The 14,743-nt window shown below is 37.0% G+C and carries 17 protein-coding genes and 1 pseudogene; 9 read left to right on the top strand and 9 right to left on the bottom strand.

The window, feature by feature from the left end:
* The 4 genes from ACZ444_RS00090 to ACZ444_RS00075 form a co-directional block, all read right to left on the bottom strand.
* Positions 1–642: LacI family DNA-binding transcriptional regulator (locus ACZ444_RS00090; RefSeq protein ID WP_464433222.1), on the bottom strand; the 642-nt coding region annotated here is incomplete at its 3' end.
* Between the two features lie 75 nt (positions 643–717).
* Entirely contained in the window at positions 718–1,278 is a 561-nt protein-coding gene (locus tag ACZ444_RS00085; RefSeq protein WP_382358591.1) for a tyrosine-type recombinase/integrase, read from the bottom strand.
* 236 nt (positions 1,279–1,514) lie between these two features.
* On the bottom strand, positions 1,515–2,054 hold the full coding sequence (locus tag ACZ444_RS00080; protein WP_382358590.1) for a GNAT family N-acetyltransferase: 540 nt from the start codon (positions 2,052–2,054) through the stop codon (positions 1,515–1,517).
* Between the two features lie 233 nt (positions 2,055–2,287).
* A complete protein-coding gene (locus tag ACZ444_RS00075; RefSeq protein WP_382358589.1) occupies positions 2,288–2,443 on the bottom strand; it encodes a YbbN family protein in 156 nt (51 codons plus the stop codon).
* Between the two features lie 418 nt (positions 2,444–2,861).
* Between ACZ444_RS00075 and ACZ444_RS00070 the strand changes: the two genes are divergently transcribed.
* Together ACZ444_RS00070 and ACZ444_RS00065 are read left to right on the top strand one after the other, a co-directional pair.
* Complete coding sequence (locus ACZ444_RS00070) at positions 2,862–3,374, top strand: type 1 glutamine amidotransferase domain-containing protein (protein ID WP_382358588.1); 513 nt, start codon at positions 2,862–2,864, stop codon at positions 3,372–3,374.
* 126 nt (positions 3,375–3,500) lie between these two features.
* Entirely contained in the window at positions 3,501–4,610 is a 1,110-nt protein-coding gene (locus tag ACZ444_RS00065) for a glycerol dehydrogenase (RefSeq protein WP_382358597.1), read from the top strand.
* Between the two features lie 351 nt (positions 4,611–4,961).
* Here the strand turns inward: ACZ444_RS00065 and ACZ444_RS00060 are convergent.
* From ACZ444_RS00060 to ACZ444_RS00050, 3 genes and pseudogenes are all read right to left on the bottom strand, one after another.
* Positions 4,962–5,348: pseudogene (locus tag ACZ444_RS00060) on the bottom strand (LD-carboxypeptidase); the annotation flags it as partial.
* A gap of 218 nt (positions 5,349–5,566) precedes the next feature.
* A complete protein-coding gene (locus tag ACZ444_RS00055; protein ID WP_382358587.1) occupies positions 5,567–6,178 on the bottom strand; it encodes a hypothetical protein in 612 nt (203 codons plus the stop codon).
* A 5-nt stretch (positions 6,179–6,183) separates the two neighbouring features.
* The gene (locus tag ACZ444_RS00050; RefSeq protein ID WP_382358586.1) at positions 6,184–6,384 is read right to left on the bottom strand and encodes a helix-turn-helix transcriptional regulator; all 201 of its coding nucleotides are present in this window, start codon (positions 6,382–6,384) and stop codon (positions 6,184–6,186) included.
* A 294-nt stretch (positions 6,385–6,678) separates the two neighbouring features.
* On the opposite strand from ACZ444_RS00050, the gene ACZ444_RS00045 reads away from it, so the two are divergent.
* The 4 genes from ACZ444_RS00045 (at position 6,679) to ACZ444_RS00030 (ending at position 9,618) form a co-directional block, all read left to right on the top strand.
* Positions 6,679–7,032 (top strand): PadR family transcriptional regulator, encoded by a 354-nt coding sequence (locus ACZ444_RS00045; protein ID WP_382358585.1) that lies wholly within the window; start codon positions 6,679–6,681, stop codon positions 7,030–7,032.
* Positions 7,019–7,672 carry a permease prefix domain 1-containing protein gene (locus tag ACZ444_RS00040; RefSeq protein ID WP_382358584.1) on the top strand — a complete coding sequence of 218 codons (654 nt, stop codon included), beginning with the start codon at positions 7,019–7,021 and terminating at the stop codon, positions 7,670–7,672. Before ACZ444_RS00045 ends, ACZ444_RS00040 begins: the two co-directional genes overlap by 14 nt.
* Before the next feature lie 5 nt (positions 7,673–7,677).
* Positions 7,678–8,133 (top strand): hypothetical protein, encoded by a 456-nt coding sequence (locus tag ACZ444_RS00035; RefSeq protein WP_382358583.1) that lies wholly within the window; start codon positions 7,678–7,680, stop codon positions 8,131–8,133.
* Between the two features lie 291 nt (positions 8,134–8,424).
* Entirely contained in the window at positions 8,425–9,618 is a 1,194-nt protein-coding gene (locus ACZ444_RS00030; RefSeq protein WP_464433219.1) for an IS256 family transposase, read from the top strand.
* A gap of 135 nt (positions 9,619–9,753) precedes the next feature.
* On the opposite strand, the gene ACZ444_RS00025 is transcribed toward ACZ444_RS00030, so the two are convergent.
* Positions 9,754–10,284: a DUF3267 domain-containing protein gene (locus tag ACZ444_RS00025; protein WP_382358831.1), complete on the bottom strand. Its 531-nt coding sequence runs from the start codon at positions 10,282–10,284 to the stop codon at positions 9,754–9,756.
* A 471-nt stretch (positions 10,285–10,755) separates the two neighbouring features.
* Between ACZ444_RS00025 and ACZ444_RS00020 the strand changes: the two genes are divergently transcribed.
* Positions 10,756–11,127: a hypothetical protein gene (locus ACZ444_RS00020; RefSeq protein WP_464433217.1), complete on the top strand. Its 372-nt coding sequence runs from the start codon at positions 10,756–10,758 to the stop codon at positions 11,125–11,127.
* Between the two features lie 347 nt (positions 11,128–11,474).
* On the opposite strand, the gene ACZ444_RS00015 is transcribed toward ACZ444_RS00020, so the two are convergent.
* Entirely contained in the window at positions 11,475–12,035 is a 561-nt protein-coding gene (locus tag ACZ444_RS00015) for a MerR family transcriptional regulator (RefSeq protein WP_382358828.1), read from the bottom strand.
* Positions 12,036–12,931: 896 nt separating this feature from the next.
* Here ACZ444_RS00015 and ACZ444_RS00010 point away from each other — a divergent pair.
* Together ACZ444_RS00010 and ACZ444_RS00005 are read left to right on the top strand one after the other, a co-directional pair.
* Complete coding sequence (locus tag ACZ444_RS00010) at positions 12,932–13,846, top strand: hypothetical protein (protein WP_464433215.1); 915 nt, start codon at positions 12,932–12,934, stop codon at positions 13,844–13,846.
* 374 nt (positions 13,847–14,220) lie between these two features.
* On the top strand, positions 14,221–14,544 hold the full coding sequence (locus ACZ444_RS00005; protein ID WP_382359502.1) for a DUF5839 family protein: 324 nt from the start codon (positions 14,221–14,223) through the stop codon (positions 14,542–14,544).
* Positions 14,545–14,743: the final 199 nt, after the last annotated feature.

Here is a 14,743-nt window from a genome sequence, read left to right as displayed (position 1 = left end):
GCAATCTGTGAATATCCAATCGACTTCTATTGGCTGATTAATTTGGGTGAGGGCTGTCTTGAACGCAGCATAGCGCATTTTGCTGCTTAAGCTATATTTCCTTCCAGTACAGTAGCCAATTTTTCGATGACCTTCTTCAATAAGATAATTGATGCCCGTGAGAAATGCTTCGTAATGATCTGTGTAAGCGCAAGGCAGCTTTTCAAATCGTTCGCAGGAAATAATGGGCCCGTATTCTGTATAGGGCATGATGGTATCCCAATCATTAGAACGAGAGCATATGATTAATCCATCTAATTCTCTTCCCTTTAACATATCGAGGTATTTTAATTCTTCCGCCTGATCGTAACTTGTCGGGCAGCATAGAACGGAATAGTTATACATGAACGCACGTTTCATAATGCCGCCTACCATCGCCTGAAAATAAGGGTGATCAATATATGGCATGATAGCGCCAACTGTATACGTTTTTCCCTTAACTAGGTGGATGGCATTTAAATTTTGGTGGAATTCTAAGTCCTCAATAACTTGTTCTACCTTATGTCTTTTATCATCACTCACATAGGGATGATGATTTAAAACTCTTGAAACGGTTGTGACCGATACGCCGGCAAGCTTTGCAATATCCTTAATATTGGCCATTTGATACCCCTCTAAAGATTCCCTGTTTTCCTGCATGCTTTTGGACACGCCTGTCATATTTTATATGTAACGCCCTTATAATCGAAAATCTTTTAAGCTATTTTTAATGTCGTCTTCCTCAATCCCAATATAACGCTTTGTGATGTTCTGCGACGAGTGATTAAAGATGACCATCAGGGTCACAATATCGTGCGTCTGCTGAAAGTAATGGTACCCGAAGGTCTTCCGCATGGTATGGGTTCCAACGTAATCGTAACCGCACTTCTTACCGGCAGATTTCAAGAGACGATAAGCCTGCGTCGTGGATAATGGCTGGCCTGTACGCTGGCTGGCAAACAGAAAGCCTGTCTCGGGCTGACCTTCCAAGTATTCGGCAATATCGGCCATGACCGCATCTAAATGCACGAGACGTGATTTGCTGGTCTTGCCCTCCTGGATTTTCACGCTACTTCGGCCTTTCACATCTTCGATGCGCAGCCGTAATAGGTCACCGACCCGCAGACCGGTATTAATCCCCATACTGAATAATAAATTATTGCGTTTCGGATGCGTGGTCTGGTTGAGCGCTTCACGCATGTTTTGAATCTCGGCTGTCGAACGTAAGGGCTCGACGTTTTCGACGACTTGATCGCCCATGAAAATCCCTCTTTTTGGCGTATGGTTTCCTTAACCATTTAAGGTTACCATACATGTCCTAAAAGGTCTAAAAGAAAAGCCTGGCAAATGGGGATTTGACATGTAAGGTTTTACTAAAACATTACATGATCAAAGAGAAATTATAAAAGAGTAGGATAAAATTAATTGTATTCTTCTCTTATTTTAAGTAACTAACCATTCAACAATCACACCCGATAGTTGAATGGTTAAGCCATTTAGACCCATTCCCTAGAAAGAATACTGTATAGAATACAGTCATGAAAATGGTCATATAAATATTCAGCATCTCTAATTATGCCTTCTTGTTTAAAGCCAAGTCTTTCAGGCACACCTTTACTTTTTCGATTTTTAACACCGCATCGTATCTCAATACGATTCAATTTATATTCTGTAAAAGCTATGTTTACCAATGCTCTTACTGTTTCTGTCATAATTCCATTACCTTGATAACCTTCAGATAACCAGTAACCAATACTTGTTTTACTATTTGACCAATCTATTCCATGAAAGCCAACCATACCCACCATTTTTCCCTTATATAAAATACCTGCTTGAAAACCATCATTGGAAGCAAATTGTTTTAACCACATTTCGATCATTGGTTCATAGTCCGTTTCTTGCTTCATGTTATCAACCCATGGAAGCCATTCTCTTAGGTAATTTCTTGACTCATTAACCAAAGCAAATAATTCGTTAGTATCTTTTTTTTCAAGTAATTTTAGTGATATATTTTCATTAACTTTTATATTAAACAATTTATTCTTCTTCCCCTTCTTTATCTGGCCTGTTTGTTGAGTGAATCTTGGTTATTTTAATCCTATCACAACAGGCTTTTCGCATGTAAGCTTCTAACAAAACATTACATCAAACGACTGGCAGTGTTCTTTATGACAGTCTTTTAAACTAAATAAAATAACAGAATGAATCATATAAATTCTGGTTACATATTTGAAGAGCAACAATTATTGTTTTGCAGAAATTCAACATTTTAACCGGCTTCCGGAATGTTCTGTTTGAAGAAGTCACGAATGTCATCTTCTGACTGTTGACCAACAAGACGGGTTTCTTCTTCTCCATTTTCATAATGAATCAGCGTTGGTGTATATTCAATTTTTTCAATCGTATTGTTATCAAATTCAAACAAGTCCGTATTATTTAACTTTAAGCATGTATCTTCTTATAGCAGTACGCTTTTATGTTTAGGAACATAACCCTTTAGTATAGAGTATTTTATTCAAAAGCGAGTAAATGACACCAAAGGTGTTAGGATTTTATCCTAACAAGCCAATAGCTTGCCTTACCTCCTTACTGATCTATTTATTTCTCAATAGTAAGTATTTAGTATCTAATTTTTAATAAAATAGAGCACTCATATTTGCAATAAAACTAGCTTTAGCGCACGATTACTCACGTCAATACAATTTTGAGGACTTTTCACATGTAAACTTCTACATGAATGCAGCATATTATAGTCTGGTTCCCCCTTCCTGTAAGCGTATTTTTTGTAAGTTGAAACGTTTTATTATTATACTATAAAATATGAACGATGAAAGGGTGATAATATGAGTAAACACATTGCTGTTCTTGTAACAGACATGGTAGAAGAAATTGAATTGACCAGCCCTGTGAATGCATATAAAGAAGCTGGGCATACGGTTGATATTATCAGCGACGAAGCGAACAAAACAATCACTGGTAAAAATGGCAATGAAATGCAAGCCGATAAAGGAATTGACGATGTCAATGTAGCCGATTATGATGCATTGCTCGTCCCTGGCGGTTTCTCACCGGACTTGCTGCGGATCAATCCGAAAAACAGTGAGTTTGCAAAAGCATTCTTCCAGAACGATAAACCTGTATTCTCCATTTGCCATGGACCACAGTTCCTTACCGATACAGGCGAGCTTAACGGAAGAACGCTGACAAGCTTTGTATCTGTAAGAAATGATCTGAAAAATGCAGGCGCAAATGTAAAAGATGAAGAAGTTGTTAAAGATGGCAACTTTGTAACAAGCAGAACACCGGATGATCTGCCTGCATTCAACCGTGAAACGTTGAAATTCCTGCAAGACTAACACGGAATGTTAATTAAAAAAGATGCCTGTGCTGCATCCCTGAAGTCAGATTTCAGGGGTGCACATCGGCATTTTTCTCTTTTTAAGAAAAAACGCACTATACTACAGACAAGGGAGATGATTTTGATGTCAGAACGCATTTTTACGAGTCCAGCAAAATATATACAAGGCAAGAACTCCATAAATAATATTGGATCATATGTGAAAGAAATCGGCAGTAAAGCAGCAGTTATCGCAGATGAAGTCGTATGGGATATTGCCGGGCATCAAGTAGTCGATGCTTTAAAGAAAAACAATATAGACGCCACAGAAATTTTATTTAACGGCGAATCTTCAGAAGAAGAATTTGAACGAATTTCTCAAGAAGCTAAAAAAGCAGGCGCAACGATAATTATTGGCGTTGGCGGAGGCAAAACATTAGATACATCCAAAGCGATTGCAGATACACTGAATGCTTCTACAGTTATTGTTCCAACCGCTGCCTCAGCTGATGCACCAACAAGCGCGCTATCTGTGGTTTATTCGAAAGAAGGAGCTTTCGAAGGTTATCGTTTCTATAACCGCAATCCAGATTTAATTGTACTTGATACAAAAATTATTGCAGCAGCTCCGCCCCGTTTATTAGCTTCAGGGATAGCAGACGCTATGGCCACATGGATAGAAGCACGGGCAGTCATTCGCAATGGCGGGCCAAATCAGGTTGGTGGCAGAACAACACTGGCTGCAGAAGCGATTGCGAAAAGATGTGAAGAAGTCTTATTTGAATATGGCCATTTAGCTTATGAATCAGCTAAAGTAAATGCGGCAACGCCAGCACTTGAACAAGTTGTTGAAGCAAACACCCTGCTGAGCGGATTAGGATTTGAAAGTGGCGGTTTAGCCGCGGCACATGCTATCCATAATGGCTTTACTGCTTTAGATGGTGATATTCATCACTTATCCCATGGTGAGAAAGTCGCCTTTGGCACACTCGTTCAATTAACATTAGAAAATCGTTCCCTTGAAGAAATCGAACATTACATTGATTTCTACACTAGCCTGGATTTACCAGTGACACTCGAAGATATTAAATTAAAAGATGCAAAACGGGAAGATATCGTAAAAGTTGCTGAAGCAGCTAATGTTAATGAAGAAACAATCCATAATGGCTTTGACGTTACAGTGGAAGAAATCGTTGATGCGATCTATGCAGCTGATCAATACGCAAAAGCTTATAAACAAAAAAATAACTTATAAGGGATTGTTAAAATGATCCTTATTTAAAAGGTAGGGCTGTTGTGCCCTGCCTTTTTATATTCCCTTAAAACCTGCGCAATGCTTTTACAGCCTGTACATGGTGCAGTCTGTACAAAATTTTCATTAAATATAACAGAACTCACCGCGCCTCTTAACAATGCGAACCAGGGACCGTCATTTTTATCTTAGATATAATTCATTGGTCCTATTATTGATTCTGCGTACATTCGCAGTTTAAATGTTAACAGTATATGAAAAATTAATTATTGAGTTTATGACACGTGAACTCACATGTACTGCATGCTCCGGAACAGGTTTGCTTTCCGATGATGAAGGGTGGCAATATCATTAATATGTTGTAATACCTGTTCTCGCATAAAGGGCAAGCAGAATAGCCGTTGTATCTGAATACCCGACAACGAATTTTGAGTTTTGTTTGAATGCTTCATAATCAATATATGGCAGCATGCTATTTGAGTTTGTTCCTCCGATAGTGGCCATGATCATTTTCATATTTGGATTTCTTAGCAGCTCATTTAGTTCTTCCGCACGCTCTTTAGGCGATCCTGAACGATAACCATCCTGTTTTCCTGTTAATTTTCCTTCTGCAAAGACAAAACCTTTTTTCTTCATAAAGGACTTCGCTCGTTCAAAACGTTTTTAAGCTGTAACAGTTCCGGGCGAAGATGGTTTGAATATGCCAATGGTCTCTCCCTTTTTTAAAGGTTCCACGATAATGTTTTCACCTATCCCTTAGTAAATATTGTTCAACAATATAGTCTGCTTGTTGAATAAACGCTGATTATTTTAAGCCTATCACAGTAGGCTTTTCACATGTAAGCTTCTACATAAACATTACATCAAAAGAACAAAAAAGTAGAAAGATCTGAGCAGTTAAGCAGACTTTCTATTCAACAAACATGCCCGTTATTATGAAAAACACCGTATAATCAATTTCATTCTTTACCCCTTCTCAATCCATAAAGAAATAAGAAAGAAAGAAAACCACATATAAACAATATTCCTCCTGCTAAAAGGCCATCAACAAGAGTGGAAGTTTCATTTAAATAAATGGTGAAAAAAACAACGCTAATGGATATCAGTACCAATACAATAGTTGAAATGCCTAATCCTTTTCCCGCAGACTTTTCGTCGCCCTCGTAATCTACACTAATGTTCATAGACAAAAATACCAGTATAAGCGTTGACAGGCTAAATACAAACCATAGAGGATTTTCCTTCATACCATCCATACCTTTTGAAATTAAGTCATACCCTAATATTCCAAATATGCCAAGCAGTTGGATGACAAACGCAACACGTATTTTTTGTAAGTTTTTTAATGCCAGGCGTTCATCTGATGAGCCGAATGACATAAATGCTAGCACTACTATTGACGTTATAAATACTAGCCATAAAGGATTTCCTTTTATGCTGCTTAATCCATTCGAAATTAGATCATACCCTAATAAACCAATTATTCCAAGAGTTTGGAGAGTATAAACGAGGCGTATGTTTTTCAAATTTTTAATTGCTAAACGTTCGTCATTAATTCTTTGTACTTTCATTTATCTCACTCCTCCTTGTTTAACCAAAAGATCTCATCAAGTGTTTTATTTACTGCATAACAGATATTTAAGCAAAGTTTTAAAGTAGGGTTGTATTTCCCTTTTTCAATTAAACTAATTGTCTGTCGTGTAATGCCCACTTTTTCAGCTAATTGTTGTTGGGTTAAGTCTGCTTGTACGCGAGCAACTTTTAGATTATTTTTCATTAACTGAAACACTTCCTTTCAGTTTTATTGTAACATTTATATTACATTATTCAATAAATAAATTACATAATTCAATATATAATTTACATAACAACATTAAAATAGCCACCTTGTATAAGATGGCTTGTAAAAATTATGTGTGATTTTAAGTTACTCAATTAAATGGTTTACTTGTTGAGTAAGTTCCACTAAAAATAAAAAGTAAGCCTAACACTACATATAATATCATCATTTAAAAAAGTACTTTGACATAAAAAGTAATTTTTTATAAACTACAATTGAGGTGAAAATTAATTGGTGGCCAAAATTTCAAAAGATCTTATTCGAGGACATACGAGTGCAATTATTTTAAACATCCTTAATCAGGGAGATAACTATGGATATGGTATTTATAAAGAAATTATCAAATTAAGTGAAAATCAATATGAACTGAAAGAGGCAACTTTGTATACGGCCTTTCGACGACTGGAAAAAGAAGATTATATACTCTCTTATTGGGGCAATGAAACACAAGGAGGCAGACGTAAATATTATCGCATTACCGAAGAAGGTAAAAAGAAGTATGAACAAAATAAAAAGGACTGGGATTTTGCTAAATATATTTTAGACAGTTTGATTAAGGGGGAGTTATATAATGACACAGAGTAATTTAGATTATAAAATTCAAAACTATATTGATGATCTTTTTTCTGATGTAGGAAAAAGTCAAGATTTATTTGAGATAAAAGAAGAACTTACTACAAATTTAAAAGAAAAAGTAGCTGATTATCAAAAACAGGGATTTGATGAAGATGCAGCATTTCGAGAATCGATCATTTCAATGGGGGATTTAAGTGGTCTAGTAGACGATATGAAAACACACGGTCAAAAAGAGGCAAAAGATAATATATACTCTAATAGGGCTAATCGTATATCAATGATCGGATTTATTTCAAGTGGTGTACTAATATTATTTGGGTTATTCATTTCTCTTGCTTTGTATTTCATGGGTCTGCCGGACGTAACTGTTGTTGGACCAAGTATCTTTATTGTTATAGGTGGGGCTCTGATTATATTTAGTAGTTTAACAAGAGAGACATCCAAAAAATATGGCATGGATAAATTACGTACTTTTTTGTTCACATTATCTGGAGGAATTATTCTTTTTGGTTTTTTCACAGCAGTTATCACTGGAATAGCAACAGGAGAATTACCTATTGCATTTATTTCATCATTAGCTTTTTTCATTGCGGGAATTGGATTATTCATAGGTTCAATACTCACTGGAAAGAACCGTCGTAAGGAGTAATTATGATGAAGAAAAATGTGATATTAATATTTGTTTTTATCATTAGCATATTACTTCTTGTTTCAGGATGCAGTACAGATAATAAGAATGACGACAAAAAGAGTTGGACAGGTGATTTTAAAAAAGCTCAAAAAATTAAAGTGATATCAACGAAGGATTCTAAAGTCATTAAATCTATTTCAAATGAAGAAGATATTAAAGACTTTGTTAATTCTTTGGAACTCGATGACTGGGAATTAGCAGATATCCCTTCAAACTCAGAAGAAGGGATAATATTTGAATTTTACCAAGAAGATACCATTAAATTTGGAGATTCCATTAAAATGAACGATGATTTGAATAAAGTTGCCACAATGACAGCATATAGTGATAGTCCTTATGTTAATTTCAACATAAAAGACTTTTCATTTAATTTTGAGATACCAAAAAATATATGTAAATATTTGAATGACTACGACTGATTATTATTACCAAAAGCAAAAGGGTGATGAACAAATCATCTATTAAAAATAAAAACTCGTTAGAGATGCCACGATTTATAATACCGTGGCGTTTTTTATTGAACAATATGGCCCTGTTTGTTGATTAAACTTTAATTATTTTAACCTTATCACAATGAGATTTAGCATGTAATGTTGAGAGCGTAAAATAGTTTGTGTAAATCGCAATGACTCAATAATGGTCATAGAAAAAGGAAGACCCTTTCCTGTAGAATAGAGTTAGCCAAAACACACCCACAGGAGGTCTTCCCTATGAGCCATCTTACTACAGATTTGCTTGAATCACTAGCCCAAAAACAGGATATTGAAGAAGTTTTTCGCCATCACTTGGAAACAGCGATCAATCAGCTTTTAAAACACGAATTAACAGCTTTTCTGGACTATGAGCCTTATGAGCAGGCTGGCGTTAACTCTGGTAATTCCCGTAACGGATTTTATGGCCGTACGTTTAAGACAGAATACGGCAACCTTGAGCTGCATATTCCCAGAGATCGCAACGGTGCCTTTCAGCAACAAACCCTGGCACCCTATAAACGTTCCAACGACACACTGGAACAGTTTATCATCCACCTGTACGAAAAGGGCATCACAACGGATGAAATCGCCGATTTGATCGAAAAAATGTATGGTCAGCACTATTCCAAACAAACTGTATCCAACCTGACACAGCTTGTGTCAGAAGATGTTAAGGCTTTTCATGAGCGAACGCTGGAACAGCGTTATGTCTGCATTTATCTGGATGCCACGCAAATTCCAATCCGGCGTCAAAGCGTTGAAAAGGAATCGGTCTATATCGCCATTGGCATTGCGGAAGATGGCGGCAAAGAAGTGCTCGACTTCACCATCGCCCCAACGGAATCCGCCGAGGTGTGGGAGGAGCTCGTTCAGCGCTTATATGATCGCGGTGTTGAACACGTCCTTCTTTTCATTTCGGACGGCTTGAACGGCATGACGGATGCGCTGCATCGTGTCTATCCCAAGGCTAAACATCAGGTGTGCTGCGTTCATGTTTCCCGCAACATCGCTAACAAAGTACGTGTGAAAGATCGTGCCGTCATTCTGGATGATTTCAGGGCTGTCTATGAGGCTGAAAGCCGCCAGGATGCTTTAAATGCCCTGGAACAATTTCAAAACAAATGGCATAAGACGTATCCACGTGCTGTCGATGCCGTGATGAAACAGGATCGCTTATTAACGTTTTATGATTTTCCGGCATCCATCCGATCCAGCATCTATACAACAAACCTCATCGAAGGATTTAACAAGGAAATCAAACGCTACGTCAAACGCAAAGAACAATTTCCAAATGAAGATGCCCTGGAACGTTTCCTGGTGACCCAGTTTTTAGATTATAACCATAAGTTCGGTATGCGGTGCCACAGAGGCTTCAAAAAAGCAAAGCCTGAATTACTGCAGATGTTTGAATCGCTGGAGGAACAAGTTTAAACGACTAAAACACTGGCTAACTAAATTCAAAAGGGATAGGGTCATTTACACAAAATTATTGACGCCCCCGTAATGTTTTATCAAAACATTACATCATATCAGTAAATATATTCTATCACTGAAAGTTTTATATTATTATGATCTTAGTATTTTAATTCCAACGTTTGTTGCTTTGACTTCGGCATCTTTAGGTGCTCGCCCCATTTCATATACCCAATAAAAATCACCTGAGCATATAGCAGCGTGTATGGTACTTACCATTACAAAAATCAATTTGGGTAATAGCCCTAAATATAAAGATCCTATGTATAAAGCTGTAATAATAATAAAAGGGGCAATACAACTAATTGCAAATGTGAAACGTGTGAAAATACTACTTGGCGAAGCTGCATAAGGCATGCCATTTTTAAAGCCAAAATAAACTTTGTTTTTATGTGAGAAAGCTTTAAAAAATAAACCGTGAATAAGTTCATGAATTATAAGTGTTCCAAAGAGTATTAGGATAGCAAAAATAATATTAAATACTGTTGAATCGTTCATATCAGGTGTACTGGCGGTACGTGCGATACCAAAGAATACTATTGCGAAAAGAATTATTGAAACGGCTGAGTATCTGTTAATTTTACTTTTCAAATTTCTATCTTCCAACAGCCTTATTTCTTTCACGAAAACATTTCTCCTCTACAGTTAAATGGTCTGTTTGTTGAGTAAAATTTAATCCTATCACTATAAGACTTTCAGATGTGATTTTCTACCAAAGCATTACATCAAATGGCTTAAATTATTCTTCGTTTTTTATTTTTGCTCTGAACCATCCTGTATAAGATGCAGGATGACAAGTTTTTCATCAAAAGCCAATGATCATCAATATAAACCGACCCAGTGTGCCAAACATAAAAATGTCCCTACGGAAAAAACAGGATCTGCCTGGTTCCCCAGCTTGAGTGGGGACATTTTCCCCTTATCCTGTCTAACGATTTTCTCCCTTTTTTAACTCAAATTAAACAGCAGTAGGAATACAAATCTATCTTTAAGATAGTACCAATGGCCTGAAGCTATTTTACTATTCACAAGATGTTTTTTACTTTATTGTCTATGGGATTAATTTTGGGGATAATGCCCATGAGTACTGCGTCAGTGTATTTAGGTGATACAGGTAGTTCAGAAGAATATTGGAGCGATGCCACTGACGATCTAAATGCAGACGGGCTTTCTGGTCCTACTTGCACAAGGTCTTTTCACGTATCGAATTCAACGCTTATGCACTATGGTACAACGAGTACAGGTATATCAGGATTATTTAAAAAGTATGCTCCACGTTTATTAGGTTATTTTGGGGCTTCTGGAATGGTTAGCGGCATAGCTGGGGGTTTAAATCATTTGTCCGGGAATAGCGGTTATGAGTTGAAAGTAACATTTCAACATGGAACGACTGAAGTATTTGATGGATTCACTTGGGTTGAACATACTGGTTATCATATAGTGAGTCAGTCAATTACGGTCTATTAACTAAAAAAGCCTTTGCCTGTGATTTGGCAAGGGTTTTTTTAGTTATTTCTTATTATTAAGATATATATGATAATCTCTATAAAGATCATAAAATGCTTTAGCAAAAATTAATACGGTGGCAATTACTATCCACCATATTTCTAAGTTTATTGCGCTAATGAATAAAATAATACTTGTAATCAATGTGCCGGAATGATAAATAATATCCCCCATTTATGCTACCCCCCCTTTCTAATCTAATATATATCATTGTTTTAATTTTAAATTATGAATTTTGGTATATCAATACAAAACTAAAATAGGTGCAGCTTTTCTATTTTTCCAACGTAGTAACATATACGACATGCCTATTTGTTACTGTTTCTTTTAAATAACCTTGCCCAAAATCCTCGCTTATCTACCTTTTCTCGGGTTTCAGCCAATTCCGTTTTTAAATCTTGTATTTCTTGTTTTAAATCTTCGACTGTTTCACTGGTCTGCTCTGTCCGTTTTTCCATGTCGTCCATCCGTTCTTCACGCGATTCTTCCCTGTCTTGTAGGGATTTTATTGATTCGTCCTGGTCGGATAACTTTTGAACTGCTTGTCCCATAGTCTGAATGACATCTCGTAAATCGCCATTATCTTGATTAGTACGTTTACTTATGGATTCCTCGGCATCTTCCTGTGCCTCTGCCATCACTGGGAATCCTTGATCCGCCAGTAATTCCATGATCTGTTGTTTTTGATAGTTTCTCTCTCTACATTGCTTTATAAAATTTAATACTTCAATCGCTTCTGGGCGATAATATGTTACGTTCTTTTGTTTTGTTTTCGGGATATAGATATTAAAATCTTCAATCCAATCTGCAACCGTACTTTTGGCCACACCCACTTCTGGATGCAAATCTTTCTTGCGCAGCAGATCCACTTTTTTGCCTCCTTTCCTATATGTCCGTCCAATGACCATCCGTCCGTTTTTATTTCAGCCCTATAACTACGGTATTTCATATTCGTTTTCAATTCGTCCTTATCTTTATTAAACAAATAGAATTGAAAAAAAGCAAGAAAAGATAGTCTTACTTTTGGAATCAAACTATACGGTCCATATGTGCACAAAAGTAATTGGAATATAAATATTGATAAATCTCTTATCTGTATTAGATCTGATATTCTACAGCCCCCGCAGGAAACCCAATTTAATTGCAGTTTTTTGGTTTTTAAAATCACTGCATATACCACTCCTATTTGGTCGTGATGTCTCTTTAACAAACAAAAGTGCATCTTCAAGATCCACGAAAGCTTAAAGCTGTCAGCTCATAAAGATAACAATCATGCGTTTTAAAGAACGAAATTTTAAAACAAGCATTCCCTATATAAACACACAAAACCTTTCACAGCTCATCCGATGTTTTCAGGACCAATACCCCTCACACTTTAACAAATAGGTCCTGTTTGTAATTATTGAAGTCTATTTCAAATGCCATCTTTTTAATAGCAATGATGACGTTCACTCGCCAATTTTATCTGAACATAAAAAAAGAACAGCAACCTCTTCTTTGGGTTGCTGCTCTTTCCACCAGACAAATAGCAAATGTTGTCAAAATTTCCGCCTGATGATAGTATTTAAATTAACAAATAAACAAAGAACCCTGTCACAAACGGTCCACCCAAGACATGTTTTGTGAAACAGGGAAATCAGAAAATGCTTCAATATATTTTCCAATTACAAGTATATTATAGAATGTGCTTATTGTAAATATTGAAGCCTTCGATTTCTCTGTTAAGTTTGGACATTTCGTGACAGGGATATGGGAGGTTTTTTATATGGATATTTTGGATTTTTTAAGATCAGATGGATCAATCGTCGTTAATAAGAAACTGGCGCATGAAATTGGACTGAATGAAGCTGTTATTTATAGTGAATTAGTCAGTCTCTTTAAATATTGGACGAGTCGTGATCAGCTTATAGAAGATAAGTGGTTTTTCTGTACCTCTGAAAATTTGGAGAAAAACACAGCACTCAAACGGAAACCACAAGATAGATCCATAGCCAGCCTGCAAAGGTTGGGTTTAATTGAGGTTAAAAAAATGGGGCTCCCGGCCAAACGTTATTTCGCGATAACCAATAATATATACAGCTTGTTTTCAGACAGTCCAACCAAGGATGTCCAAAATGGACAAACTGACAATGACGGGATTCCAAAAGAAGAAAATCCGGTTGAATCCCGCCATGATCAGTTTGCCCAAAACGGACAAACTGGAATGTCCGAAATGGACAAACTGGAATGCCCAAATTGGACAACTAATAATACTAGAATTAATAATACTGAATTAAGAACTGATGATGATGAGAATAAAGAAACGCGCGCAAGCATTCGTGAAGAACTCACCCAACTGACTGACACCAATCCGCATCTCAAATCGTTATTCGAACATTTGAAAAGCGAGATGCTAGACCCCTATATTGTTCAGGACATTTTGACGGAAATGCTCGATCAGCACATGCTAGATTATAGATTAATAGATGCCCGCAACCAGCTGGATTATATGAAAGACCAGATCAGCAAGGGCGAATCCTATACATATTTTGGACGTTTCTTCGTAAATGGTCTGAAGAAACGTTCCAAAACGGCCCTGGATGTCGAACATCAGAACCAGATGGCTCAGCAGCAACAAGCGCAGCGTGATACGAGTATGTATTATGACTGGCTAAATGATGGCCTGGACCCGGAAGTTTGATGATAATCCTAAGCTAATCTACCATTTATAGTTTCACAGACTGTCTGTGTGCTTTCATTTTAAACTGAAAGGGTAAATGGTCATGTTAGCATTAAAAACAATTTGAGAGGGTTCTGTGTGGTTTCTGGATGGTTGGTTCATTAATCGCCACCCGGATAAAGCAAGCAAGTGTCACCACCAGCCTTACTAGTTGCTCAGAGTGCCAGGGGGTGGTCACGCTTTGATAGAACGTCATGCTGTCAGTCCGTGAGCGCACCCGTCATTTGAGGAACTGAATAGGGTCAAGTGATGACCTTTGATACTTATGCATCACGCGCTGCTGGTATTCAGGCATGAGACGGGCAACCAATCTAATAGAAGGGGATGGAATCGACATGGACGAGCGTAATGTTATCGCAGCCTATCATATTATGGGGAGTGAAAACGGGGCTTTAATCTTAAATACAGACAAACTATTTTATTGGCATATTCATAAGCATTTTCGAAAAGACGAGGAAACCCCGATCCAGAAAGGGGATATTGTTCAGGTCGCCACAGCCAAAGGCCCGAAACCGGTTTTGGTTATGGATGTATTCCGAGAGGAAACGTCAAACAACAAGAAGAAATACAAGCAGGTGATGAACATCATTGAGAGGGCACCTGAAGGTTCCAGTCAAAGCCAAGGTTTATCATCGGATCAGAAGGTTCATGAAACGTGAGCAGTGGTCTGATCGTTATTTCAATAGCCTTTAAAGCCAAAATTTAAAGAAGCAACTAACAAATGATTAATACAACAATTGATGTAAAAGACCTTGAAAACTTCTTGTGGTATTTATAAGACAAATGCGATGATGTTGATAGAGCAGAAACAAAACGATGAAATTTGTACCACAAACGGGTCATTTAACTAATAAACTG

This window comes from Lentibacillus kimchii (assembly GCF_055381965.1).
Note: the sequence above shows the minus strand (reverse complement) of the source record. Positions and strands in the feature narration are given on the sequence as shown.

Excerpts from the sequence above, each read along its gene's own strand:
- ACZ444_RS00040 (WP_382358584.1), top strand. The coding sequence starts at position 7,019 with ATGACACAGAGTAATTTAGATTATAAAATTCAAAACTATATTGATGAT.
- ACZ444_RS00055 (WP_382358587.1), bottom strand. The coding sequence starts at position 6,178 with ATGAAAGTACAAAGAATTAATGACGAACGTTTAGCAATTAAAAATTTG.
- ACZ444_RS00070 (WP_382358588.1), top strand. The coding sequence starts at position 2,862 with ATGAGTAAACACATTGCTGTTCTTGTAACAGACATGGTAGAAGAAATT.
- ACZ444_RS00030 (WP_464433219.1), top strand. The coding sequence starts at position 8,425 with ATGAGCCATCTTACTACAGATTTGCTTGAATCACTAGCCCAAAAACAG.
- ACZ444_RS00050 (WP_382358586.1), bottom strand. The coding sequence starts at position 6,384 with ATGAAAAATAATCTAAAAGTTGCTCGCGTACAAGCAGACTTAACCCAA.
- ACZ444_RS00010 (WP_464433215.1), top strand. The coding sequence starts at position 12,932 with ATGGATATTTTGGATTTTTTAAGATCAGATGGATCAATCGTCGTTAAT.
- ACZ444_RS00005 (WP_382359502.1), top strand. The coding sequence starts at position 14,221 with ATGGACGAGCGTAATGTTATCGCAGCCTATCATATTATGGGGAGTGAA.
- ACZ444_RS00085 (WP_382358591.1), bottom strand. The coding sequence starts at position 1,278 with ATGGGCGATCAAGTCGTCGAAAACGTCGAGCCCTTACGTTCGACAGCC.
- ACZ444_RS00035 (WP_382358583.1), top strand. The coding sequence starts at position 7,678 with ATGAAGAAAAATGTGATATTAATATTTGTTTTTATCATTAGCATATTA.
- ACZ444_RS00065 (WP_382358597.1), top strand. The coding sequence starts at position 3,501 with ATGTCAGAACGCATTTTTACGAGTCCAGCAAAATATATACAAGGCAAG.